The 23,026-nt window shown below is 70.7% G+C and carries 22 protein-coding genes; 10 read left to right on the top strand and 12 right to left on the bottom strand.

Going from position 1 to position 23,026, the window contains the following annotated elements:
• Window positions 1-76 precede the first annotated feature (76 nt).
• Window positions 77-760 carry a zinc ABC transporter ATP-binding protein AztA gene (aztA, locus tag ACSUPR_RS00535; RefSeq protein WP_436888524.1) on the bottom strand — a complete coding sequence of 228 codons (684 nt, stop codon included), beginning with the start codon at window positions 758-760 and terminating at the stop codon, window positions 77-79.
• Window positions 761-812: 52 nt separating this feature from the next.
• Between aztA and aztB the strand changes: the two genes are divergently transcribed.
• From aztB to aztD, 4 genes are all read left to right on the top strand, one after another.
• A complete protein-coding gene (gene aztB / locus ACSUPR_RS00530; protein WP_436888522.1) occupies window positions 813-1,697 on the top strand; it encodes a zinc ABC transporter permease AztB in 885 nt (294 codons plus the stop codon).
• Window positions 1,694-2,890, top strand: a complete 1,197-nt coding sequence (locus ACSUPR_RS00525) for an ABC transporter (protein ID WP_436888521.1) — start codon at window positions 1,694-1,696, stop codon at window positions 2,888-2,890. The genes aztB and ACSUPR_RS00525 overlap by 4 nt, the downstream gene beginning before the upstream one ends.
• A 4-nt stretch (window positions 2,891-2,894) precedes the next feature.
• Window positions 2,895-3,827 (top strand): zinc ABC transporter substrate-binding protein AztC, encoded by a 933-nt coding sequence (gene aztC / locus ACSUPR_RS00520; RefSeq protein WP_436888519.1) that lies wholly within the window; start codon window positions 2,895-2,897, stop codon window positions 3,825-3,827.
• Window positions 3,828-3,900: 73 nt separating this feature from the next.
• Complete coding sequence (gene aztD / locus ACSUPR_RS00515) at window positions 3,901-5,085, top strand: zinc metallochaperone AztD (RefSeq protein ID WP_436888517.1); 1,185 nt, start codon at window positions 3,901-3,903, stop codon at window positions 5,083-5,085.
• A 44-nt stretch (window positions 5,086-5,129) separates the two neighbouring features.
• Here aztD and ACSUPR_RS00510 read toward each other — a convergent pair whose 3' ends face one another.
• Window positions 5,130-6,026: an alpha/beta fold hydrolase gene (locus ACSUPR_RS00510; protein WP_436888515.1), complete on the bottom strand. Its 897-nt coding sequence runs from the start codon at window positions 6,024-6,026 to the stop codon at window positions 5,130-5,132.
• Window positions 6,023-7,519: a flavin-containing monooxygenase gene (locus ACSUPR_RS00505; RefSeq protein WP_436888514.1), complete on the bottom strand. Its 1,497-nt coding sequence runs from the start codon at window positions 7,517-7,519 to the stop codon at window positions 6,023-6,025. Before ACSUPR_RS00505 ends, ACSUPR_RS00510 begins: the two co-directional genes overlap by 4 nt.
• A 94-nt stretch (window positions 7,520-7,613) precedes the next feature.
• Between ACSUPR_RS00505 and ACSUPR_RS00500 the strand changes: the two genes are divergently transcribed.
• Window positions 7,614-8,843, top strand: a complete 1,230-nt coding sequence (locus tag ACSUPR_RS00500; protein WP_436888513.1) for a PucR family transcriptional regulator — start codon at window positions 7,614-7,616, stop codon at window positions 8,841-8,843.
• Window positions 8,844-8,955: 112 nt separating this feature from the next.
• On the opposite strand, the gene ACSUPR_RS00495 is transcribed toward ACSUPR_RS00500, so the two are convergent.
• Window positions 8,956-9,333, bottom strand: coding sequence for a hypothetical protein (locus ACSUPR_RS00495; RefSeq protein WP_436888511.1), 378 nt, complete (start codon window positions 9,331-9,333; stop codon window positions 8,956-8,958).
• Window positions 9,334-10,068: 735 nt separating this feature from the next.
• On the opposite strand from ACSUPR_RS00495, the gene ACSUPR_RS00490 reads away from it, so the two are divergent.
• The 5 genes from ACSUPR_RS00490 (at window position 10,069) to ACSUPR_RS00470 (ending at window position 16,571) form a co-directional block, all read left to right on the top strand.
• Window positions 10,069-10,446 (top strand): DUF6507 family protein, encoded by a 378-nt coding sequence (locus ACSUPR_RS00490; RefSeq protein ID WP_436888510.1) that lies wholly within the window; start codon window positions 10,069-10,071, stop codon window positions 10,444-10,446.
• Window positions 10,447-10,493: 47 nt separating this feature from the next.
• Complete coding sequence (locus ACSUPR_RS00485) at window positions 10,494-13,064, top strand: hypothetical protein (RefSeq protein WP_436888508.1); 2,571 nt, start codon at window positions 10,494-10,496, stop codon at window positions 13,062-13,064.
• 13 nt (window positions 13,065-13,077) lie between these two features.
• Window positions 13,078-13,728 carry a hypothetical protein gene (locus ACSUPR_RS00480; RefSeq protein WP_436888506.1) on the top strand — a complete coding sequence of 217 codons (651 nt, stop codon included), beginning with the start codon at window positions 13,078-13,080 and terminating at the stop codon, window positions 13,726-13,728.
• A 102-nt stretch (window positions 13,729-13,830) separates the two neighbouring features.
• The gene (locus ACSUPR_RS00475) at window positions 13,831-15,255 is read left to right on the top strand and encodes a DUF6177 family protein (protein WP_436888504.1); all 1,425 of its coding nucleotides are present in this window, start codon (window positions 13,831-13,833) and stop codon (window positions 15,253-15,255) included.
• A 137-nt stretch (window positions 15,256-15,392) separates the two neighbouring features.
• Window positions 15,393-16,571, top strand: coding sequence for a hypothetical protein (locus tag ACSUPR_RS00470; protein WP_436888502.1), 1,179 nt, complete (start codon window positions 15,393-15,395; stop codon window positions 16,569-16,571).
• A gap of 208 nt (window positions 16,572-16,779) precedes the next feature.
• Here ACSUPR_RS00470 and ACSUPR_RS00465 read toward each other — a convergent pair whose 3' ends face one another.
• The 8 genes from ACSUPR_RS00465 to ACSUPR_RS00430 form a co-directional block, all read right to left on the bottom strand.
• On the bottom strand, window positions 16,780-18,252 hold the full coding sequence (locus ACSUPR_RS00465; RefSeq protein ID WP_436888500.1) for a tyrosine-type recombinase/integrase: 1,473 nt from the start codon (window positions 18,250-18,252) through the stop codon (window positions 16,780-16,782).
• Window positions 18,239-18,580, bottom strand: coding sequence for a helix-turn-helix domain-containing protein (locus ACSUPR_RS00460; protein WP_436888498.1), 342 nt, complete (start codon window positions 18,578-18,580; stop codon window positions 18,239-18,241). The genes ACSUPR_RS00465 and ACSUPR_RS00460 overlap by 14 nt, the downstream gene beginning before the upstream one ends.
• Before the next feature lie 275 nt (window positions 18,581-18,855).
• The gene (locus ACSUPR_RS00455; protein ID WP_436888497.1) at window positions 18,856-19,254 is read right to left on the bottom strand and encodes a hypothetical protein; all 399 of its coding nucleotides are present in this window, start codon (window positions 19,252-19,254) and stop codon (window positions 18,856-18,858) included.
• On the bottom strand, window positions 19,251-20,189 hold the full coding sequence (locus ACSUPR_RS00450; RefSeq protein WP_436888495.1) for a TRM11 family SAM-dependent methyltransferase: 939 nt from the start codon (window positions 20,187-20,189) through the stop codon (window positions 19,251-19,253). The genes ACSUPR_RS00455 and ACSUPR_RS00450 overlap by 4 nt, the downstream gene beginning before the upstream one ends.
• Complete coding sequence (locus tag ACSUPR_RS00445; protein ID WP_436888493.1) at window positions 20,189-20,926, bottom strand: hypothetical protein; 738 nt, start codon at window positions 20,924-20,926, stop codon at window positions 20,189-20,191. Before ACSUPR_RS00445 ends, ACSUPR_RS00450 begins: the two co-directional genes overlap by 1 nt.
• A 165-nt stretch (window positions 20,927-21,091) precedes the next feature.
• Complete coding sequence (locus tag ACSUPR_RS00440; RefSeq protein WP_436888491.1) at window positions 21,092-21,445, bottom strand: hypothetical protein; 354 nt, start codon at window positions 21,443-21,445, stop codon at window positions 21,092-21,094.
• An 86-nt stretch (window positions 21,446-21,531) separates the two neighbouring features.
• Window positions 21,532-22,278, bottom strand: coding sequence for a helix-turn-helix domain-containing protein (locus tag ACSUPR_RS00435; RefSeq protein WP_436888490.1), 747 nt, complete (start codon window positions 22,276-22,278; stop codon window positions 21,532-21,534).
• A 79-nt stretch (window positions 22,279-22,357) separates the two neighbouring features.
• Window positions 22,358-22,972, bottom strand: coding sequence for a hypothetical protein (locus ACSUPR_RS00430; RefSeq protein WP_436888488.1), 615 nt, complete (start codon window positions 22,970-22,972; stop codon window positions 22,358-22,360).
• Window positions 22,973-23,026 lie beyond the last annotated feature (54 nt).

The following is a 23,026-nucleotide window of genomic DNA, read 5'->3' as shown; positions in this document are numbered from 1 at the left end:
ACCCGGCGCCCGCCGGGCGGGACAGGACACCGCGGGGCCGACGGCGCGCGAAGGGGGACGGGGAGGGCCCCGCCCGTCACCCCTCGGCGTGCGCGCCGTCGAGCTCCCGGGGCCGCCCGCCCTCCATGAGCAGGACCCGGTCGGCGCGGTCCGCCTCCCGCCGCGAGTGCGTGGCGTGGACCACCGCGACCCCGCGCGCCCGCTCCTGTTCCAGCACCTCGGCGATGCGGGCGCGGGAATCGGCGTCCAGGCCGGTGGCGGGTTCGTCGAGCAGCAGCAGGTCGGCCTCCTGGGCCAGGCCCTGGGCCAGCAGGACGCGCTGGCGCTGCCCGCCGGACAGCTCGCCCAGCCGGCGCCGGGCCAGGTCGGCGACCCCCAGCCGCTCCATGTACACCCCGACCGCCTCCCGGTCGCTCCGCGTCAGCCGGCGCCACGGCCCCCGCAGCCCCCACCTGCCCATCTCCACGGCCTCCCGGGCGGTGACGGGCAGCGCGTCGGAGACCGCACTGCGCTGCACGACGAGGGCGGGGCGGCGCGGCGTGCCCAGGCTCACACTCCCCGAACGCGGGGCCAGGACCCCGGCCATGACGGACAGCAGGGTGGACTTGCCCGAGCCGTTGGCCCCCACCAGTGCGGTCACCGTGCCCCCGGGGAGCGCCAGGGTGACACCGCGCAACACGTCGCGGGCGCCGTGGCCCGCGTACACGTCCGCCAGCTCGACCGCCGGCACCCGCGCCGGACCGGCTCCGTCCGAGGTCATACCCCACCTCCGATTTGGTAGTGAAAACGGTTTTCATTATAGAGTGCCCGGCATGGAAGCCCTGTTCGCCCCCTTCGAGGTCGTCTTCGTCCAGCGCGCGCTGTGGGGAGGCGTCCTCGTCTCCGTCATCTGCGCGCTGGCCGGGACCTGGGTCGTGCTGCGCGGCATGGCCTTCCTCGGCGACGCCATGTCGCACGGGATGCTGCCCGGGGTCGCCCTGGCCTCACTGCTGGGCGGCAACCTGTTCGTCGGCGCGGCCCTGGCCGCCGCCGGGATGGCCCTGGGGGTCAGCGCACTGAACCGCTCCCCGCGCCTGTCCCAGGACACGAGCATCGGCCTGCTCTTCGTCGGAATGCTCTCGGCGGGGGTGATCATCGTGTCCCACTCCGGATCCTTCGCCGTCGACCTCACCGGCTTCCTCTTCGGCGACGTCCTCGCCGTGCGGGAGCAGGACCTGGCCCTGCTCGCCCTGGCCCTGGCCGTCGCCCTGCCGGTCGCGGTCCTGGGCCACCGCTCCTTCACCGCCCTGGCCTTCGACCCGCGCAAGGCGACGACCCTGGGCCTGGCCCCCCGGGCCGCGCACGCCGCCATGCTCGGCCTCATCACCCTGGCGGTGGTCGCCTCGTTCCACGTGGTGGGCACCCTGCTCGTCTTCGGCCTGCTCATCGCCCCTCCGGCCGCCGCCGTGATCTGGGCCAGGAGCATCCCCGCGATCATGGTCGGCGCCGCCGCGCTGGGCAGCGCCGCGACCTTCGTCGGCCTGCTCGTCTCCTGGCACTGGGGCACCGCCGCGGGCGCCAGCATCTCGGCCACCGCCGTCGCCTTCTTCTTCTGCTCGGCCGCCCTGTCCCGGCTCCGCCGCGGCACCGGCCCCACTCCCCCCGCCGACGATCCCCCCGTATCCCTTCACACGCACGAAAGGTCGATCACCCCATGAACCGCACCCACCGCAGAGGCGGGATCCCGGCGGCGGGCGCCGGGCTGCTCGTAGCCGCGCTGCTCGCCGGATGCGGCCCCGCCCCGGAGGAGGAGCCGCCCGCGGAGGCCGAGGAGACCCCGCACGGCCACGTCGAGGGGGCGGAGGAGACCGCCGAGCCCCAGTCCCGGCTGGTCCTGGCCGACGGGGACGGCCGCGTCCAGGTCCTGGACCTGATCACGGAGGAGTCCACCCTGCTGGACCCGGTCGGCGCCGTCGACGGCATCACCGGCGACGGGAGGTTCGCGTACCTGACATCATCCGATCAGCGGACGACCCACGTCATCGACAGCGGCGCCTGGACCGTGGACCACGGCGACCACGACCACTACTACCGGGCAAAGATCCGCCCGGCCGGAACCGCCGAGGGGATCGCCGCCGCGAGCGCGGCGACCGACACCGCCCTCACCGCCCTGAACGGCGCCGACGGCACGGTCGCCCTGCTGGACCGGCCCTCCCTGGAGGACGGGGCCGCCGCCCCGGCCGCCGCCGAGACCGCCGGCCTCACCATCCCCTACGCCGAACGGCTGGTCGTGGCCGAGGGCGGCCCCGTGCACGTCCTGGACCGGGAGGGCGAACCCGACCAGACCCTGGGCGAGGAGTGCCCCGACCCCGGGGCCTGGGCCCTCACCCGCCGCGGACTGGTCCTGGGCTGCGCGGACGGTGCGCTCGTGGTCACCGAGGACGACGGCGCCCTCACCGCCGAGCCCCTCCCCCACCCCGACGGCCTGCCGGCCGGCGCCGCCGTCACCGGCTTCCACCACCGGCCCGGGGCCGCCGCCCTGGCGGCGGTCCCCGCACCGGACACCGTCCTCGTGCTCGACCTCGCCGAACGGCGCTGGGACCACTGGGAACTGCCCGGCGTGATCGCGGTCGCGGCGGTCGGCGAGGGCGCCTCCGTGCTCGCCCTCACCGACGACGGGGCCCTGCACGCCCTGGACCCCGCCACCGGCGAGGAACGGGCCCGCACCGGCCTCCTGGAGCGGATCGACACCGAACACCCCCCGACCCTCCAGGTGGACACCTCCCGGGCCTACGTCAACGACGCCCACGCCGGCCTGGTCCACGAGATCGACTACAACGACGACCTGCGCACGGCCCGCACCTTCGAGACCGAGGTCGCGCCCCACCACATGGTCGAGACCGGACGGTGAACCGATGAGAACACCCCGAACCCCGCGCACCGCCGCGACCGCCCTGGCCCTGGCACTGGCCGCGGCCCCGGGCCTGGCCGCCTGCTCCCCCGGCGAGGCCCCCCGCAGCGGCGTGGTCGTCACCACCAACATCCTCGGCGACCTCACCCGCGCCGTGGTCGGCGACCAGGCCGAGGTGACCGTCCTGATGAAACCCGACGCCGACCCCCACTCCTTCGGCGTCTCGGCGCAGGAGGCCGCGGCCATCGAACAGGCCGCCCTGGTCGTGCACAACGGCCTGGGCCTGGAGGAGGGCGTGGCCCGCAACGTGGCCGCCGCCGAGGAGGCGGGCGTGCCCGCCCTCGCGGTGGGCGAGGCCGTCGACCCCCTGCCCTACACCTCCGACGAGATCGAGGGCGAACCCGACCCCCACTTCTGGACCGACCCCGGACGGGTCGCCACCGCCGTGGACCTCATCGCCGAACAGGTCATCGGGCAGGTGGACGGGGTCGACGCCGGGGAGGTCCGCGCCAACACCGACGCCTACCAGGAGGAGCTGGCCGAACTGGACGGGTGGATGACCGCCGAGTTCGACACGGTCCCCGCCGAGGACCGCAAACTCGTCACCAACCACCACGTCTTCGGCTACCTCGCCGACCGCTACGGCTTCGAGGTCATCGGCGCGGTCATCCCCTCCGGCACCACCCTGGCCTCGCCCAGCGCCTCGGACCTGCAGTCGCTCGCCGAGGCCGTCGAGGCCGCCGGGGTGAGGGCGGTGTTCGCCGACTCCTCCCAGCCCGACCGCCTGGCCACCGTCATGGCCGAACAGGCCGGCGTGGAGATCGACGTCATCCCGCTCTTCTCCGAATCGCTGACCGCCGCCGACGGCGACGCACCCACCTACCTGGACATGATGCGCGCCAACACCACCGCCATCGTCACCGGCCTGGCCCCCTGAACGGCCCCCCGCACCCGGCGCCCGGCGCGCCGGGCGAACACCACCCCTGAGAGATCCGAGGACCGAGAACACCATGAGACCACGACACACCGCGACCCGGACGGCACTGCCCGTCGCCCTCTCCGCCGGACTGCTGCTGACCGCCTGCGGAACCGGGCAGGACGGAGCCTCCGAGGAGGCCCCCGCCGACACCTCCGCCGGGACCGCCGTCGCGGACCCGATCGCGGTCACCTACGACGGCGGCGTCTACATCCTCGACGGCGACACCCTGGAGGTCGCGCAGGACATCGAGCTGGAGGGCTTCAACCGGCTCAACCCCGCCGGCGACGACCGCCACGTGTTCGTCTCCACCGCCGAGGGCTTCCAGGTCCTGGACGCCGTCGCGGGCGAGCTCACCGACACCGTCTTCGCCGCCGACAAGCCCGGCCACGTCGTCCGCCACGCCGGACGCACCGTGCTGTTCGCCGACGGCAGCGGCGAGGTCACCGCCTTCGACTCCGACGCCCTGGGCGACGGGATCCCCGAGGACCTGGACGTGTACACCACCGAGGAGGCGCACCACGGCGTGGCCGTGGAACTGGAGAACGGAGAGCTCCTGGTCACCCTCGGCAACGAGGAGAAGCGCGTGGGCGCCATGGTCCTGGACGCCGACGGCGAGGAGATCGCCCGCAGCGAGGACTGCCCCGGCGTCCACGGCGAGACCACCGCCGAGGGCGAGACGATCGTCATCGGCTGCGAGGACGGCGCGCTCATCTACCGGGACGGCGGATTCACCAAGGTCGACGCCGAACACGACTACGGCCGCATCGGCAACCAGGCCGGCTCCGACACCTCGCCCGTCGTCCTGGGCGACTACAAGACCGACCCGGACGCCGAACTGGAGCGCCCCGAGCGGATCGCCCTGATCGACACCGCCGACGCCTCCCTGTCCCTGGTCGACCTGCCCTCCAGCTACACCTTCCGCTCCCTGGGCCGCGGCCCGCAGGAGGAGGCCCTGGTCCTGGGCACCGACGGGTCGCTGCACGTCATCGACCCCGAGACGGCCGAACTCGTCGACTCCATCGAGCTGATGGACGCCTGGGAGGAGCCGCTGGAGTGGCAGGAGCCCCGCCCGGCCCTGTTCGTCCGCGGCGCCACCGCGTACGTGACCGACACCGCCACCCGCCAGGTGCACGCCCTGGACCTGGAGACCGGCGAGGTCACCGCCTCGGTCACCCTCGACGGCACCCCCAACGAGCTGAGCGGCGTGAAGCACTGACCGCCGGGGCCGGGGGGCGCCGCGGCGCCCCCCGGCCCGCCGGATCAGCTCCGGGCCCGGGCGGTGTGGTCGGCGATGAGCCCCACCAGCCGGTCCACCACCCCCGGGGCGAGGTGGTGCGCCATCCCCCCGATCTCCACGTGCCGGGCCCCGGGCACCGCCCGCGCCGTGGCCCGCCCGCCGCTGGGATGCACCATCAGGTCGGTGTCGCCGTGCACCACGAGCGTGGGCGCGGTGATCCGGGCCAGCTCCCGGGTCCGGTCGCCCGAAGCGTGAATGGCCCCGATCTGCCGGGCCACCCCGCTGCGGGCCCGCACTCCCCCGGCCCGCTCCCACAGCCCCGCCGCCCAGGCGGCCTCCTCGGCCCGGTCCGGCGGGAAGACCGCGGACCCGATGTGCCCCAGGAACGCCAGGTGCCTGCGCACCGACTCCTCCGCCGTACGCGCGGGACGGCCACCCATGCGCAGCAGGGTCGACCACGCCACCCGGCCCACCCGCCGCTCCCCCGTGGTGGAGAAGACCGAGGTGAGGGTCGCCACCCGCTCGGGACGGCGGGCCGCCAGGGTCTGCCCGATCATGCCGCCCATCGACATCCCCACCACGTGGGCGCTCCCGACGCCCAGGTGGTCCAGCAGGCCCACCGTGTCCGACGCCATGTCGCCCAGGTCGTAGGAGTCCGGGCGCGGACGCCCCAGCACACTGTGCAACGGGGTCGGCGAAGGCGCCTGGATCCGGCTGGAACACCCCGCGTCCCGGTTGTCGAACACCACCACCCGCAAGCCCCGGGCCACGAGCCCCTCCACCATCCGGCGGGGCCACGACGTCAGGTCCAGCCCCAGGCCGGCGATGAGCAGCACCGGGTCCCCGTCGGCCGCACCCTCCACCCGGTGGCAGATCCGCAACCCGCCGGGCAGGTCCGCGAACCGGTCCCCGCCCGTCACGCCCCCGCCTCCGCCCGCGCCGGCGCCGCGGAGAAGCGCAGCTCGGGATCGGCCACCCGGTCCGCCCGCAGCAGCGCCACGTCGGAGCGGTAGCTCGTCGAGGTCAGCCACGGCCCCCGGTCCCCCTGCCGGGGCAGCTCCGCCACCGACCGCCGCACGTACCCGGCCGCGAAGTCCAGCAGCGGGCGGGTGGGCATGTCCGGATCCGACGGCTCCGGCAGGCAGATGTCGTACCCGTGGGCGTCCATGTGCTCCAGCAGGCGGCAGAAGTGCTCGCACAGCAGGCCGATCTTGAGCGTCCACGACGCGTTGGTGTACCCGATCGCGAACGCCAGGTTGGGCACCCCCGACAGCATCATCCCCTTGTAGGCCACCGTGTCGGGCAGGTGCACCGGCCTCCCGTCCACCGTCAGCCCCACCCCGCCGAACGCCTGGAGGTTCAGCCCCGTGGCGGTGACGACGACGTCGGCCTCCACCTCCCGCCCCGACTCCAGCAGCAGCCCCCTCTCGGTGAAGGAGGCGATCCGGTCGGTCACCACCGACGCCCTCCCCGAGCGGATCGCCCGGAAGAAGTCGCCGTCGGGGGCCGCGCACAGCCGCTGGTCCCAGGGGTCGTAGGGCGGGTTGAAATGCTCGTCCACCGGGTACCCGGCGGGCAGCCGCGCGATCGTCGCCCGGCGGATGATCCGGCGCGCGGCATTGGGGAAGCGCCGGCAGAACCCCCACACCGCCGCGCCCTTCCAGATGTTCTTGCGCCGGGCCATCCGGTACCCGAGCCCGTCCCCGAACACCCTGCGCAGCAGGTCGGCCAGCGCGTCCCCGCGCGGCACCGGCATCACGTACGTGGGGGTGCGCTGCACCATCGTCACGTGCCCGGCCGTCTCCGCCAGCGCCGGGACCAGCGTGACCGCGGTGGCCCCGCTGCCGATCACCGCGATCCTCTTCCCCGCGTGGTCCAGGTCCTCCGGCCAGTGCTGGGGGTGCACCACGGTCCCCGCGAACCTCTCGCGCCCCTCGAAGCGCGGAGTGAAGCCCTCGTCGTAGCGGTAGTAGCCGCAGGCGCTGAACAGCCACCCGGCGCTCAGCCGCACCCGCTCCCCGGTGTCGGCGCGCTCCACCTCCACCAGCCACCGCGCCCGCGCGCTCGACCACTCCGCGGACACCACCCGGTGGTGGTAGCGGATGTGCTGCTCCAGGCCGTTCTCCCGGGCCGCCTCGCGCACGTACGCCAGGATCCGGTCGGCGTCGGCGATGGCCTGACGGTCCAGCCACGGCTTGAACTCGTACCCGAAGGTGTGCAGGTCCGAGTCCGAGCGGATGCCCGGATACCGGAACAGGTCCCAGGTGCCCCCCGAGGCCGCCCGGGCCTCCAGGATCGCGAACCGCTTCCCGGGGTGGTGCTCCCCGAGGTACCGCGCGGCCCCGATCCCGGAGATGCCCGCCCCGATCACGAGCACGTCCAGATGCTCCGCTTCCGTTCGACCACCGGCCATGTGTACCGCTCTCCTCCGTTCGGCGCGCCGATACCACCCTGTGTGATCCGGGCCATGTTGTGCCAGCGCACCGTGCACCGCGATCCTGGTCCCCGTGGTGCACCATGCTGCGGCCGACCCGGTCTGGCCCACCCTCTCACCCCGCGCCGCGGAGCTGTTCCGGCGGGGCGCCGAGCTCGCCCTGGACCCGCCCGCGGACTGGGTGGCCGAACTGCACGCCGCCTCCCTGGGCGGAGAGCGGATGCGGCCCATCGCCGAGGACCCGGTCCTGGCCGAGGAGATCCGCCGCTCCAACCTGGCCAACCTGCGCCACTGGGTGGCCGCCAACCTGTCCCGCCCCGGCGGGCGCGTCCCCGTGGACCTGCGCCCCGAACTCCTGGAGGCCTCCCGCGACCTCGTCCGGCGCGGCCTCGACGAGAGCGCCCTGGACTCCTTCCGCAACGGGCAGAACACCGCCTGGCGCCACTGGATGGGCATCTGCTTCGGCCTGACCTCCGACCCGGCCGAGCTGCGCGAACTGCTGGACGTGTCCTCGCTGTCCATCAACACCTTCGTCGACGACACCATCGGCGCCCTGTCCGAGCGCATGCGCACCGAACGCGCCGAGCTCACCCGCGGCACCCACGCCGAGCGCCGCGCCGCCGTCACCCTCCTGCTGGAGGGCGCCCCCATCGGCCGCGCCCGCGCCGAGCAGCGCCTGCACCACCCCCTGTCGGGACCGCACACCGCGGCGATCCTGTGGGGCGACGCGAGCGACCGGCTGGAGGCGGCCGCAGAGGACCTCGCCCGCGCCGCCGGGGCCGCCCACCGGCTCACCGTCATCGCGGGGGCCACCGTCCTGTGGGTCTGGCTCCCCCTCGCCACCGCCCCGCACCAGCAGGACCTGGAGCGCGCCCTGGCCGCCCACCCGGGCGCCCGCGTGGCCGTGGGCCGCCCCGGCACCGGCACCGACGGCTTCCGCCGCAGCCACTTCGACGCGGCCGCCGCCCAGAGGATGCTCGCCGCAGCCCCGGACCGGCGCTGCGTGCGCTACGGCGACGTCCGGCTCGCGGCCCTGCTGTCCGACGCGCCCTCCCAGACCGACGGGTTCGTGGACGACGTCCTGGGCGACCTGGCCGCCGCCGACCCGGCCCTGCGGGCCACCGTGCTGGCCTACGTGCACGCCCTGGGCAACACCTCCCTCACCGCCGAGCGCTGCCACACCCACCGCAACACGGTGGTGCGGCGCCTGGCCCGCGCCGACGAACTGCTGCCGCGACCGCTGGCGGAGAACCCCGTCGACGTCGCCGCCGCCCTGGAGCTCCTGCGCTGGCGCGTCCCCTGACGCCGACAGCACCACACCCACCGGCCCATGCACCCTCTCGGCGTTCATCCCAGGGTGGCTCCTCGGCTGAGTCAACCAAAAAGAACATATGCCTTTACGAGGTAGATTTCATCTACCTCTTCCCGCTCCGAGCAGCCCGTAGCATCCGGGCCGCCTCCGCCATCGTCACCGTGTCGTCGCTCCACCACGCGACCTCCACCCAGGCCAGGCGGCCGTCCCGCACGAACACCAGCAGCTCCCCCGGACACCCGCCGTCCCCGTCATAGAGCAGCGCCTGGACAGCGATCCGCAACCCCGCCTCCCCCGGCACCGGCTCCGCCGGGGCTGTACCCCCGACCGGCTCGAAGTGTGCGGTGCCGCAGCCGCACCCGCACCGCCGGCCCACCCGCATCCGCCCGGCCTGCACCCGCAACACCGCGTGCACGGGATCGGCCGGGTCCAGCACCGCATCCAGCGCGTCCGCCACATCCGCGGGCAGGTCCTCACTCACCGCGCGATCGTACCCGCGCCCCCACCTCCGCACGAAGAGCCGCCCCACCGACCTCCAACGACGCCCCATCGGACTTCTAATCCGATGGCCGCAGGTTCGAATCCTGCCGGGTGCGCCACAAAACCCCAGGTCACAGGGGTTTCACGAGGATCTCGCAAGAGGTCCTCGCCGCGTTTGGAGCCCCCAAATGCTCCTGGTGTGCTCCCCAGTGCAAGCCCCCGTACAAGGCGGCCCCCACCTCCGGAGCACTTTGCCGTCCCTTGACGCCGACGTCCCCAGAGCGGGGCACCCCGCGTCCGCCCACCAACGCCCCCACAGCCGCGCTGACCCGAACGTCCGGAATCCGCATACCCCAAGCCGAACAGCGGCAACAGCACCCCCTACGACAGCCCGGCGTGGGCCGGTCCGGGCGCGTCAGGAGCCCGCGTGCCCCGGCACGCCCTCGACTTGGTAACACCGCCGCGCCGCTGCCAGCGCACGCAACCGGTCCGGCTTCGCACCCCGACCAGGAGGCCGCCCCACGGCGCCGTGACCGGATCCGGTCAGTGAAGAACGCCACCCAGACACTTGACCGGAACCGACGGCGACCTCTCCACCAGGGGGAACGCAGTTCCACGATGCCGCCCTCGCCCCAGGGGGACAATAGAGTCGTTCGCTCCTTTTGTGCCATGATGCGATCACGCAACGGCAGCGCACCACCCCGCTGCGTCCCCCACACCACCCCGGGAGGCCCCCGTGTCCGCATGGAACATCCGCCCCTCCGAGGTCGGCACGATCCTGAGCACCGTTTCCGGACACGTCGGAGACGAAGAGGGAACCGAAGGACTCACCGGCCACCTGACCTCCCTGGAAGGACACCTGGCCGACGCCGCCTCCGGAGCCCACAGCCCACCGATCGAGATGGCACTGGGCGAGTTCGCCGAACACTTCTTCGGCGAGATCGGCGACATGATCGCCATCACCTCCAGCGCGGTCACCGGAGCCGGCGAGGCCACCACGCACTACGTCAACGGCAACCTCGACATGGCCGCCGACGCCCAGGCCAACGCCGGGAAGGTCGTCACCCCCGTGGACGGCAACGGCAACGGCGGACAACTCCCCACCGCCTTCTGACCTCCCCTCGCCCCCGCCCCTCCCCGACCCCTGTGCGGAGACCCCCTGTGAGCGACGGCCTCATCGACCCCGAAGCCATCCCCATCCCCGAGGCGAACGTCTACGAACTCCAGAGTGCCGCCGCCGGGATGAAGACCGACGGCGAGGACATCTCCCAAGCCGGAGCCGACATCTCCACCGCATGGGCCAGCCTCCAAGGGGTCTACAGCGCCCCGGAGGCCGAAACGCTTTTCGCCGCAACAGACCCGGTCCCCACCAAGGGCGAGGACACCGACCAGGCCCTGAACACCGCCGCCCGCGCGTTGGAGGACTTCGCCGAGACCGCCCAGCGCATCCGCGGCGAACTGACCGCGCTGCGGGCCGAGGCCCGCGACCTGGTCGCCGAGATCACCAGCGATGAGGACTGGAACAGCAGCGAGCACCCCTTCGACTTCGTCAGCGAGAAGGGCCAAGAGCACGACGCCCTGCTCGGCAAGGTCAACGCCCTGGTCCAGGAGTACCAGCAAGCCGAACGGGACTGCGCCAACGCCATCACCCGGACCTTCGGCGGCACCACCTTCATCGGAGGCGACCTGGCGGGCACCACCCAGCCCGGCCCCGGCGAGGTCGTCTACGGTCTCGACGAACCTTTGGAGAACGTCGCGACCCCGTGGGGGAGCCCGCAGGGCACCGACTACTACTGGACCATGGACGCCGCCCTGGCCGGGTGGGACGTGGTGCGCGGTGGGGCCGAGGACGTCGGCGGCATGGTCGGGGCGTTCGGGGCACAAGGCTGGTTCACCGACAACTGGGGGGCCAACGCCGAGGCCTACTGGGGCGACGCCCTGGTCGGCATGGGTGCCTGGGCCGGTGTCTACAACCCCGGAACCAACGACTGGGTGGGCAGCTTCGGGGAGGGCTTCGAGGTCTATACGAACGCCCGCCTGGACGCGGTGCACGGCTTCTTCCCCTGGACGGAACTGGAGGAGCGCCCCGGATACGCCTTCGGCACGCTGGGCACGAACCTGGCCGTCATCGGTGCCGGGGTGGCACTGACCGCCACCGGCGCCGGCGCCGTGGTGGGGGTCCCCCTGACGGTCAGCCGTGTGGTGCGGATCTTCGGCGGCGTCGGTTCCGGGGACGGTCCCCACCTGTCAGGTGGGGACGGCTCCGGTGCCGAGGGCGGCCAGGACCGGACCGGAACCGGTACCGGCACTGGTGTTCACGGCAACGGCTCGCACTCCTCTTCCCCTTCCGCTCCCGGGGAGGGGGCCTTCTCCGCCGACCGGGAGTGGAAGCCCTCCGATCTGGAGGACATGAACACCGCCCTGTCCGACCTGGAGGCAGCGCAGAACCCGACTCCCGCGCCGGAGCCCACACCGGCCCCACACCCCGAGAACCCGGCTCCGGAACCCCGGCCTGAGCCCGTGGTACCGGACCGTTCCCCGGACACGGCCACTACCGACGGCGCCCCGCAGCAGCCCACCGTTCAAGAACGGGGACCGGACCCGACCGCCCAGGAGGTCGATCAGGCCTTCGCGGAGATCGCGCAGAACAACGAGGACCTCGCCGACCGGATGGACCGCCAGGACGGCGGACAGATGGTCGAACTCGACCCGGACACGTCCTGGACCATCAACCCCACCCAGACCACCACGGGAGGCGGAGATGGCCCCGCAGACGGATCCCGTGTGCCTGTCACCCCTGACGGTGTCGAACTGCGGGCGGACAACGAGGCCACCAACAACACCGACAACGGCGGGTCCGCACCACAGCCCAGCCGCGACGAGAACCCCATCACCATCCACGAAACCGAGGAACAAGACCTCGGTGGGTCGTCCTCTGGAGGTCCGCCTGAACCTCCCCGCCCACCGGGCCCCGGCCCCGACAACGGCGGCCCCGAGTCGATTGACCCGGATGGAACGTCTGAGATCCAGGAGCTCTCCTCGATCACAGAGAGAAGCAGTGAGTCCGGGTTCTCCACCATGAGGGACGACAGTGGAAACCTGGATCCGAACGATCCGGAACTGAGAATCGAAGATGTCAGAAGTAGCCTGGACGAACTCGACCTGAGCGAGAGCCAGAAAGACAAGATTATAAGAAAACTTCAGGAAACCCTCACTGGAGAAGGTCGGCAGGTCACAGAGATCATCCAATCGGGCAGACTGAACGCAGCAGACGGTTTCAGTGATTTGCTGGCCAAATTCGGGTCCAGCAAGGATCACAACTTCAGGGGCGCGGCAGCTGAACTCCGGTTCGCATACGACCTGGTACTGGGAGGGCGTTCGGCAAGGGACATCGAGTTCCCCCCAAACTCGGGAGTTCCAGGAGATGATGTTGACGTCGTCATCAAGTCCGAAACCAGAGAGAACCAGTTCTCTTACCAGATCAAAGACGTGGAAAGTAAGAATGGAGTCAGGAAATTTTACAACACCGTCGTCGACCAGCTTTCAGGACCGACGGCAGATGGAACCAGGAGGGTTGGTATATTTGAGGTGAATCAGTCAATCAATGAACTTCCTGAAGCCATGGTGCGCAGATTGAGCGACAGGTCGATGAGTTCGGGAGTGGTATTTAGGCTATACTTCACGGATGGCGTGATGACAGTCCCACCTGGCACCCAGATCTACCCGGAGTAGGAAAATGACGCGGTTGCTGAGCTCCCCAGAGACCACTGCAGCATGGAACTGGGAGATCGAGACGGAAAGCGATGAAGAGAACGGCAATCTTGGGCGTGGCGCCCGTGCGGCGCTCTCCATGGCAGCAATTCTCAAAAAACACGGACTGCTGGATCTTTCTCAGATGATGGTCTCGTGGCACCGAGCAGGAGTCGGGCCCATTGGATTTCGATCTCTCATCTCGATGCACGAAGGTGCGAGCACTTCTCCGGATGATCTGGTGCAGATGATTTCAGCGAGCCAACCGGCCGGGCACACGGATGCTCGCGCCGGCCAACTCGAGCTCCTAGGCCCCGGAGTATGGATAAACGACGAAGGCCATGCCAAACGGGAGCAAAAGCTGATTGGCGCCTTCTTGTCCATGGACAAGTTCGCGGTCTGGGGCACACTTTGGGTGATGCACGACATCTGGTCCTATTATGATTTCTCCGGACAGCCGCACCCCGAGGTCTACAACAACAACGCTCCGCGCCTGGCCTCCGCCCTCAAGGAAATCGAAACCTCGCTGGACGTTGAGATCGAGGAGGGTGAACCCACCTACTTCGCAACGCCGGAAAAATATGGGATTCTGACACCCACCACTGAAGCAGAAGGCCTCGGTTTCGATGCGACAGATCGGCTCTGAATCACGTGACAGCAAAAGGTGTGCGCGACGTGAAAGCTCACCGCAACGGATCGCGTGACGTGGGTCTCACCGTGACCGATTGCCGTTGACACGAGGACGCACATGACACATGACGTGGTCGCTCTGCTGGACAGGGCACCCACCCTGCGCGGTATGACACGCGCCCTGGTCCACGCAGGACCGGAGCTACGGGTGCGCCCGGTCGCGGACGGGGCACTCGTACAGCTCCGCGACGAGGCCGGCCGGATGATCGCCGCCGTCCAGGCCGCGCAGCGGCTCTCCGGCACCACCGAGATCGACCGGCTCTTGAGGCCCGGCCTCGGCAAGTCCCTGGCCGAACGGCCCTACTGGGTGGAGGCCAGAGGCGCCCGCACCGGCGCCCAAGGGCCGGACACCCGGCCCATCGTGCGCAGGTTCGCCGATGCCCTGGTCGAGCAGTTCGGCGGTACCGTCTGGTCGCCCGACCCCACCCCGGGATGGGAAGGCCCCGCGTTGACCGGCGTCACCGACCATCCAACCGTCACCGTCACCACCCCCCAGGTGGCCGTGGCCGTCCAGGACCGGCCCGTGGTGGCCATGGACCCCTGGATGGTCGACGCCCTGCACACGCACGCCCACGCCCGGCGCGCCTTCCAGCTGGTCACCCCCTCCACCTCACGGTTGACCCACATTCTCCGGTCGGCCCTGACCGGGCCCTTCACCCGATGGGTGGTGCGCACCCCCGAGGGAGATCATCGGGACGGATTCTCCGGAGCACCGTTGACCTGGCACGAGGAGCTGGGTTTCGTGCGTACGGAGAGGTCATCGGACGATGAGCAGGCCGTGGCGCAGGAGGACCAGGCAGATGCCCGGTCCCTCCTGTTGGTGGATCTGAGCGTGATCCACCCCCCGGAACCGAACCTTCGGTTGGGCACCTGTGTGGAGACTCTGGCCTTGGGCCTGGCCGGGTCCCTTCCTGCCCTGTGGGGCACCAGCGAGCCCGCGCCCCTGGCATGGAGCCCCGACGACATCACTGGCCTGGCCCGTCGCAGAGCCCCCAAAGCGACCTGGACGGTCTTCAACGGCCCCACCGACCACGACGCCTACTCCCCGAGGTTCACCGGCACCCTGCGCGTCACCCGCGTACCCGAAGGGGTCCGCGAGGATGTCACCCTGGCCCTCGGCGGCCCCGCGGACACCACTTTCGCCCCGGACACCCTCACTCCCCTGGTCAAGGAACTCACCGGAGAAGAGGGCTTCCACCGCATCGCCGTGCACCGCACCCAGGGCAGGGCGGACCTGACCTACGCCCCGGGGGCGCCCATGCCGGTCATCCCGATCGGGCTGGGGATCGGCCCCGCCGCAACGACCGGCCTGGGCGTCGATCACGCCCTGGCGGCCCCGGTGAGGGGCGTACCCTTCGGGCCGCCGATGACCCCTTGCGTCTGGTACGCCATCGGCGACGGAACCGACACCTCCGATCTGGAACTGCACCGGAGTCTGCTCGCCCACCTGCGCCCCGGAAGCACAAGCCCCGCAGAGCGGTAGGACAGGAACGAAGGCGCGTACGGCCACTCCTCAGCAATCCACCTTCGACGCCGGTGAGATCGCCGCCTTAGTCGCCCCAGTGGCGACCTCCCCGCTGATAGGCAGCCCGCCACCGGGTCCATCACCATGGCCCCCTGGTGTCCACCACCACCTACGCCGTTCCCTCCCCCCGGGACGGCCAACGGACCGAAAGGCACACCGTGACCGGAGAGAAAGTAACGCTGAAGCGGATCACCCCCGTCTTCTTGACAGCCGTGCTGGCACTGACCGCTTGCGGTTCCGGAGAAGGCGAAGCAGCGCCGGAGGAGGCGCCACAGGCCAACGCCGAACCGGAGGAGACCACGGTCCCGGCAGAGGAACTGTCCGGATTGCTGGTGCACCACACAGGGGCAAGGGGGGCGTTCCTCACCTTCCACGACGTCGAGGACGGAACCCAAACCAGCCTGATCGATCTCACCGACCTGGCCATGGCCGAGACGGCCAGCACGGGGATCGATGCCTTCTGGCACAAGTTCGCTTTCTCTCCCGACTTCAGGTTCGCCGCCTACGAGCACGACGGCGGGCTCCGCTTGGGCGAACTCAACACCGAGACCTACTCCTATGAATGGACGGGGACCGTGGAACCGGAGGAGTCGGCCACGTTCAGCGGTGGCGCGGTCGAGTACCTCTCACCGCAGTTCTCCCCTGACGGCGGCCAGCTCTGGTTCGAGGAGCAACAGGAGCACAGTGAGGACTCACGCATCCTCTCTGTCGACGTCATGGATCCGGAAGAGGAACCGGAGCACCGGGGCGATGCTCCACGCGATACCGGGACCATCCACGGAGTCGACTCGCGGGTGATGAGCGGGCAGGGAAACTGGCGAGGTCCGGACAACGTCTACGCGATCACGGAAGACAACCAGTTGGAGGTTCTGGAGAGGGTCAAGGACGAGGAGACGGGGCTGGACTACTTCGTAGGAGACACCACCGGTGTGGTCCCCTGGAACTTCGTCGAGGGGACGCCCGGCCGGTTCTTCGGGCCGATCGACTTCGACCGCAGCACGTTCATCGAACTGCACTCGCTCTCGGTCTCCGATGACGGAACCGTCTCCGACGACGGGATCGACCTTGAAGCCACTGGCAACAGCATCAGCCGCATGTGGGCTGATAAGGAACACGACCGTTTGATCCTCTTGGCTGGAAGCTCCTACTTCGCCTATACGCCCGGCTCCGATGAGGAGCCGGTGGCGCTCTTCGACGACCTCACGTACGAGGAAAGGCCCGAAGGGGCCTATCAACCCGAGATCCTCGGCGTCTACCCGGTCAACCACGGATAGGTCAGGGGATCGGTGATCCCACGATCACGCTCAGCATGATGAAGCCGAGCACACCGCCTTTCTCAACCTTGGAGTACACCAGGGGACCTTTGATCCGATGGCCGGCCACCTCCGCCAACAGTGAAGCCCCAGGCCGGGCGGGGTGAACCCGCCGCACGGCCCGGGGCTGGGGGTGTTCAATCGCTCCTGGTGTGCTCCCCCCGTCCTGCTACCCGGCCGAAACCGGTTCCCCGCGCAGCAGCGCGGCGGTCGCCTCCGCCGCCGCCTTGGCCACGTCGGGATAGACGGACTGGTAGGTGTCCTGGGTGAAGTGCGTGGTGGCGTGACCCAGTTCGGAGGAGACCACCTTCACGTCCGTGCCCGCGGCGAGGGCGAGCGAGGCGGCCCCGTGGCGGAGCCCGTGCAAGGTGATGGACGGGAGCCCGGCGGCTTTGGCGATGCGGCAGAACCAGTCACTGACCTGACCCGGATGCCACCCCGACCCGTCCTGACGGGTGAACACCAACCCGGTGTTCACCCAGGAGGCCCCAGCTGCGAGGCGCTGTTCATTCTGGAACCTCTTCCACCCCCGCAAAATCTTGATCGTGTCGGCGTCCAGCGTGATGGTCCGTTGCCCCGCCGCGCTCTTGGGGGTGGAGGTGATCGTCTCCCACGCGAGCTGGACGACCTGGACGCGGATGTCGATCTGGCCGTCCACCAACCTGGTGTTCGCCCACGGCAACCCCACCGCCTCACCCCGGCGCAGCCCCTTGACGGCGATGAGGTGGAACAGAGGATGCAGCCACGTGTACCTCCTCGCATGGACCAGGAAGGTACGGGTCTGCTCAGGGGTCCAGACCATCACCTCCCCCGGCACCGTGCCGTCCTTCTCCCACTGGCGCACCCGGTCGGCCGTCCACACCAGGGGCCGCTTCCGGGGGCAGGACGGCAGGCGCACGTGCGAGGCGATGTTCACCGTGATCGGCAGGTCCGGGGAGCGGACCGCGTCCGACAACGCGCTGCGCAACGTGGCCCGGATCCGGTGCTTGGTCGACAACGAGATCACCCGCCTACCCCGCACCGACCCCTTCACCGCCGGATCCTCGGATTCGCGACACTCCAGGACATGCACGTTGGCCTCCTCCACCGCCGCGAACATCGCCTCCACGTGACGCACCTGCAACCGATCCACCCGGACCTTCCCCAGATGAGGGGTGAGGTACTTGCGGATGTGCCCGTCATAGGAGGCCCGGGTTCCTTCGGCGAGATCGGGCTTGCCGTCCAACCACTCTCGCAACCACACCCCCAACGTCGGCGGCTCCCGCCGGACGTCCGTCCCCGCGCCGATCCGCTTACGGACCTCCTCTACCTCCGGCAGGGGCCGGCGACCCTTGAGGGCGGTCTGGATGAGGTCAGCGATTTGCACCTCGGCCTCCGCCTCTCCGGAGGCCAATGCCATCAGCGCCTTGACCCGCTCCAACCCCTGAGCGGCCTCGGTGTGCGTGGCCAACCCGACCCGGCGCGCCTGACGGCGCCTACCGTCCGCGGTACGGGGCAACTCGTATTGGAACGCCCACGCCCCATGGGACGGACTCCATCCCCCGCCCTTGCGCTTGAGCCGGGGACACTTCACCCCCAGTGTTTTGCCGGTTTCGTCGCGGCACCCGCACCGTTTGAACGTGGACCCCTCACGTGCTGCCATCTACGGTCTTTGCTTTCTCTTCGGCGTTCACACGCGCACCGCACCCGCACCCGCCAGTCGTCGTGGTCGAGGTGGCCGGGGGTTCCAGGCCGAGGTAGGCCAGCACCCCTACGGTGGGGATCACCCAGCTGCGGCCTACCCTCCGGATCGGGACCGGGAAGGCCGCCTGTCGGAGCAACCGGTAGACGGTGGTGCGTCCCAGGCCGAGCATCCGCCCGGCCTCCACCGGGCTGAGCGCCACCGGCAGCAATCCGATCTCGGCCAACGTGACCGGAGCATCCCGCTTCACCACACCCACCTCCTCACCAACTCTGAACTGCACGAACACGGTGCGCGGCCCCGCCGACGGCGGGGCACCACGTATCCACGCTCAACCTCGTAGAGGTGGTCAAGCGGATTCAGCGAAACCACCAGCGGATCCCCTTCCCTCCCCGGACGCCGCCCACTTTGGGCGTTACGCCGTTTTTGCCGTTCGGGCCCACACACGGCTCGGTCCGCGCCGCACGCCCGCCTCTGGGAACCGGCGCCCCCCGGGACAGGCGATGGGGCCGTGTGGAGCGTTACAGCGCCCCACACGGCCCCGACCGCCCTACCCAGCGGCCGTTAGTCAGGGCGGACGTGCCCGGTGTACGTGGCCCAGGCCCGGTGGGCGGCCCTGACCCGCTCCGGGATGGCCACCGCCCGGTACCGGGCCGCCCCGGTCTGGTGTTCGACCACGTAGTGGTCTCCCTCCCATGCCGGGATTCGCTTCAGCAGGGCTCCGATGTGGGCGACCTCGGCGAAGGCGTCGGTGTCGGTGGTCGTGTGTGGGAAGTAGGTGATGTCCAGGGTGGTGTGCTGACTGACGGGCAGCTCGGGGTTGGCGTCCAGGAAGTCCGCCAGGGCTCGCAGGTCGGCGATGATGCGGGAGCGCAGGGCGGACCCGGCGGTGTCGGTGAACGGCACGGGGAGGATCCCCTTAGTCTCGGGTTCGGTGGGCTGGTCGGGGGCCGGGGTGTTCACGCGGCACGCACCTCCCGTTCGGCGTTCTGTCGTGGTGTGGGGTTGGTGAAGACCAGGGCGTCCTCGTGCTGGACCACGTGTACCGGCACCCCGCTTTTGCGGAGTCTGCGGACCTCCACCAGCTGGAAGAAGGAGGTCCTTCCAACCACCTCGCCGTCGCGGACCGCGCACAGTAGCGCGGCGCACCGGTCGATCTGCACCAGCCCCGCCTCCTGGCACGCGCGGGTGATCTGCCCGGGGAAATCGATGAGCTCCCCGTCCTTGCGGAAGGGGCGGGTGGTCACCACCACGACCCCGCCCGGGGCGAGCAGGTCCCGGCAGGCGGCCATGATCCGGGCGAACGAGCTCGCCAGCTTCTCCGGCCGCTGGTAGGCGAGGTTCACCACCCGCCGGTCACGGTTCCGGGAGTAGGTGTAGGCGGTCTTCTCCACCGCGTCCGCGCCGTCACGGCGGGAACGGACCTGACCGTGGGTCATTGACCCATAGGGCGGAGAGGTGATCGCCAATCGCACCCGCCCCGCGAGCGTGGTCTTGGCCAGGCGCGCGGCGACTTCCGCGGCGTCCCCTGTGTGCACCTCGCCCGACCCGGTCGCGCCCTGCACTGTGGCGGTCTCCAGGTTCAGCCGGGCGATGGACGCCCACTTGGGCTCCAACTCGATGCCCACCGCCCGGCGGCCTTGGTGGGCGGCTTCGACCAGGGTGGTGCCGATCCCGCACATCGGGTCCAGAACCAGATCCCCGGGTCGTGTGTAGGCGCGGATGGCGTGCGCGGCGATGTCCGGGAGCATGCGCGCGGGGTGCTCCAGGGACAAGCGCGAGTACCGGTTACCGCGCTGGCGCGCGGCCTGCTGCTGGCCGGTCTCCCACACCGACCACCCCGACACTGATACGCGCGATTCCGGGGAGGCGGTGGGTTCGGTGTTCTCGTGGCGCATCAGGCCGCCACCTCCCCGGAGCGGCCGGCGTCCGAGCGGCCCACCGACCTGCGCAGCCGGAACACCGACACGTTCAGGTGGGCGGGCGAGGTGATGGTCACCGCGGCCTCGGCCACCGAAGGGGACAGCCCCACCTCCTGCGGGTCGTCTTCCCACCAGCCCGCACCGTCGTCCTGGCCGCGGACGGGAATGGTGGTCCCGAGCCCGCCGTCGCAGATCGGCGCGGTCAGCGCGATGACGTGCTGGAGGTAAACCAAGCCAGCGCAGGCGGCGGCGCGTACCACCGCCGGGGCCGGATCGACCAGGGCCCCGGTGCGGGTGTGGTCCAGGCCGGTGATCACGGCGATGATCCCGCCGGGGCGGGTCACGGTCGCGGCGAACACCAACCGCGCCCGCACCGACGCGCCCTCGGGGCGTACCCGGTCGGACGGGGCGGGTACGTGCAGGACGGCGAGGTCTGCCCACCCCACCTCCTCCGAACCGAGGCGACCCCGTTCTCCACTGCTATCCGTGCCGGCGAGCGAGGTGGTGCGCGCGGTCTGGAGTGCCGCTGCGGCGACCGTCCGGGTGCCGGTCAGGTCCGCGACCGCCTGCCCGGAGCGGGTGTACTCGGCCACCAGCCGCTCCGCCAACCGGCCCGGAAGGAGCTGCTGTTCGGTGTCGTGGTCGTGGGTACCGCAGGCCCAGACCGCCAACGGTGGCCTGCCCGCCCGGGTGGTCTCGTGTAGGTGTGGCATCAGGTGCACCTCTTTCTGCTCGCCCTGATGACCCCCTAAGAAGACGCCCCCGCAGCCGATACGACACCGGCCCGGGAAAAGTTTCGGAGAAAGCCGAAGGCCCGGGACCCGCACCAGGCGTTACTGGTGCGGGTCCCGGGCCTTCACCCGGTCGGGTGGTGCGGGTCAGGTGTGCCGGTGGCCGATCCGGCAGGGGCAGCCCGGCTGTTGCACGAGACTGCGCAGGGCCAGCGGCATCGGTAGGGCGATGATGGCGGCGAGCCGGTCCAGGGGCAGGCCGTGGCAGCAGCGGCCGGTGGCGCGGTCGTGGGCGGTCAGGTGGTGCCCGCAGTGGCCGCACAGAGTGCCGGGTCCGCGCTCGGAGTGGTGGACCACGCCGGGCCAGTCCCCTTGCACGTAGTAGCGGTCCAGCAGTCGGACGGTGCGCGCCACGGTTCCGGCGAGGGTGACCAGGACGCACGCTCCGGCCAGCAGCAGGGCGGTTCCCCATCCGGGGCAGGGGTCCCACCCGGGGTTCATGATGAACAACGTTCTATACCTCTCAGGGGTATTTGCAAGGTGGGGGTGTGGGCTGGTCCGGGCCCGCACCCCCGAGGTGGTTGCGGTCAGTTACTGGGCTTGGCGGAGCGGTAGCGGCGGGGCCTGTCGCAGGTCTGCACCGCGCGCCCCTCCTTGGCCAGGCGGGCGAGGTTGTTCTGGATCGCGCCGATGGACCGGCCAGCCAGGAGGTGGCTGATCGCGGTGGCGGTGAACTCCTCACCCGGGTCGGCGTCAAGGATCGCCCGCACCATCAGCTTCAGTTCGCCCGGCGCGAGCCGCATGGATCCGCTCACCGGGTTGAGGTCCGACTCCGTGGTGGAACCGAGCGGCTTCGCCGCGACCGGGGTAGAGGCGACGGGACGGGGTGCGGATACCGGCACGGTCGGGATGGAAGGAGCCGGGCTGTCCGTCTCGGTGGGTGCGCTCGGGGTGTGAGTCGTATCCGCGGAATCCTCAGCGGCTTCCTGAAGCGCGGCGGAGGTCGCCTGAACTGGAGTGTCCACCTGGTCCTCCTCCGGAGAGGGCGGGGCCAGAACGGTCTCGGCGTTCTCCTCCGGCAAGGTGGGCTCGGGTGCGGTGGCGGCGTGCCAGGTGTCGGGGAGGCGCTTGCGTCCGTCGCGTCCTCCCGGGGTGCGCAGTGCCTTCTCCTCTTTCTCCAGCGTGTTGAGGTGCTTGGCCAGGGTGGAGGTGCCCAGCCCGGTCTCCTCCGCCAGCGCGGCGACCGTGACGGGGTCGGGGGCGTGGGTGAGAGTGGCCAGGATCAGGGCTCGGGTGTGCTCGGCAGACCGGCGCGGAGCAGCGGTGGTGGTCATGGTGAACGTGTTCCTTTCTGCGGATTCGGATTGGTGCCCCGGGGCCGCCCCGCCTCTCACGGGGCGGCCCCGGGGGGCGTCAGGTGCGGACGCTCTGGTAGCGGCGGATGCGCACCTGGAGGTGGCGGATGAACAGGGGCATGCCGATGGAGGTGACCTTCTCGGCCCAGGAACCCAGGTACCGGCTCTGGTGGTGCAGGTCCGCGATCATCGCCAGATGCGGCGGGCGGCGCAGTTCACTGCTCAGCTTGAGCGTGAACCCAGGGTCGGCGCGCAGAACGAGGTGATCGGTGATGCGCCGACGGAAGTCCGTCTCGATGAACCCCGTGTCCAGGGGGAACTGGTCCAGGTCCCAGCCCTGGCGGTGCAGGTTCGCCCGCAGGCCCTGGTGCAGGGGCGGGACCGAGCGCGCCCGGTCGATCCAGTGGGCGATCTCGTCGCGGGCCTGGTCGGTGGCCGCTTCGGCGACCCACTTGCGGTCTCCACCCCAGTGCCCCAGGTCCCAGGTGAGGTCGCCGTGACCGTAGGTGATGACCGGGTTCTGGTCCCAGTCGAGGTCGCGGGCACAGGCAACCTTGTAGCGGGCCTGGTCCAGGTCGGCGACGATCAGCCCTCCCGGCCCCTGGGCGGCCAGATCGTCGAGCAGGTCCACCGTGATCTCCGCGCCGGAGAACCGGGTGTGCGGTGCGGTCATGGAGGTGCGTCCTTTCACGCATGCCGAGCCGAGACTCGGCGTTACAGGTGTGGT

Origin of the sequence: Nocardiopsis dassonvillei, assembly GCF_964273065.1 — a bacterium.
Taxonomy (GTDB): Bacteria; Actinomycetota; Actinomycetes; order Streptosporangiales; family Streptosporangiaceae; genus Nocardiopsis; species Nocardiopsis dassonvillei_B.
The sequence above is the reverse complement of the archived record's forward strand: the minus strand, read 5'-3'. Positions and strand labels throughout refer to the sequence as shown.

Bases quoted from the DNA above. Each gene is read 5' to 3' on its own strand.
- aztA (WP_436888524.1), bottom strand. From the start codon at position 760: ATGACCTCGGACGGAGCCGGTCCGGCGCGGGTGCCGGCGGTCGAGCTG.
- aztB (WP_436888522.1), top strand. From the start codon at position 813: ATGGAAGCCCTGTTCGCCCCCTTCGAGGTCGTCTTCGTCCAGCGCGCG.
- ACSUPR_RS00525 (WP_436888521.1), top strand. From the start codon at position 1,694: ATGAACCGCACCCACCGCAGAGGCGGGATCCCGGCGGCGGGCGCCGGG.
- aztC (WP_436888519.1), top strand. From the start codon at position 2,895: ATGAGAACACCCCGAACCCCGCGCACCGCCGCGACCGCCCTGGCCCTG.
- aztD (WP_436888517.1), top strand. From the start codon at position 3,901: ATGAGACCACGACACACCGCGACCCGGACGGCACTGCCCGTCGCCCTC.
- ACSUPR_RS00505 (WP_436888514.1), bottom strand. From the start codon at position 7,519: ATGGCCGGTGGTCGAACGGAAGCGGAGCATCTGGACGTGCTCGTGATC.
- ACSUPR_RS00475 (WP_436888504.1), top strand. From the start codon at position 13,831: ATGACACATGACGTGGTCGCTCTGCTGGACAGGGCACCCACCCTGCGC.
- ACSUPR_RS00465 (WP_436888500.1), bottom strand. From the start codon at position 18,252: ATGGCAGCACGTGAGGGGTCCACGTTCAAACGGTGCGGGTGCCGCGAC.
- ACSUPR_RS00450 (WP_436888495.1), bottom strand. From the start codon at position 20,189: ATGCGCCACGAGAACACCGAACCCACCGCCTCCCCGGAATCGCGCGTA.
- ACSUPR_RS00445 (WP_436888493.1), bottom strand. From the start codon at position 20,926: ATGCCACACCTACACGAGACCACCCGGGCGGGCAGGCCACCGTTGGCG.
- ACSUPR_RS00440 (WP_436888491.1), bottom strand. From the start codon at position 21,445: ATGAACCCCGGGTGGGACCCCTGCCCCGGATGGGGAACCGCCCTGCTG.
- ACSUPR_RS00435 (WP_436888490.1), bottom strand. From the start codon at position 22,278: ATGACCACCACCGCTGCTCCGCGCCGGTCTGCCGAGCACACCCGAGCC.
- ACSUPR_RS00430 (WP_436888488.1), bottom strand. From the start codon at position 22,972: ATGACCGCACCGCACACCCGGTTCTCCGGCGCGGAGATCACGGTGGAC.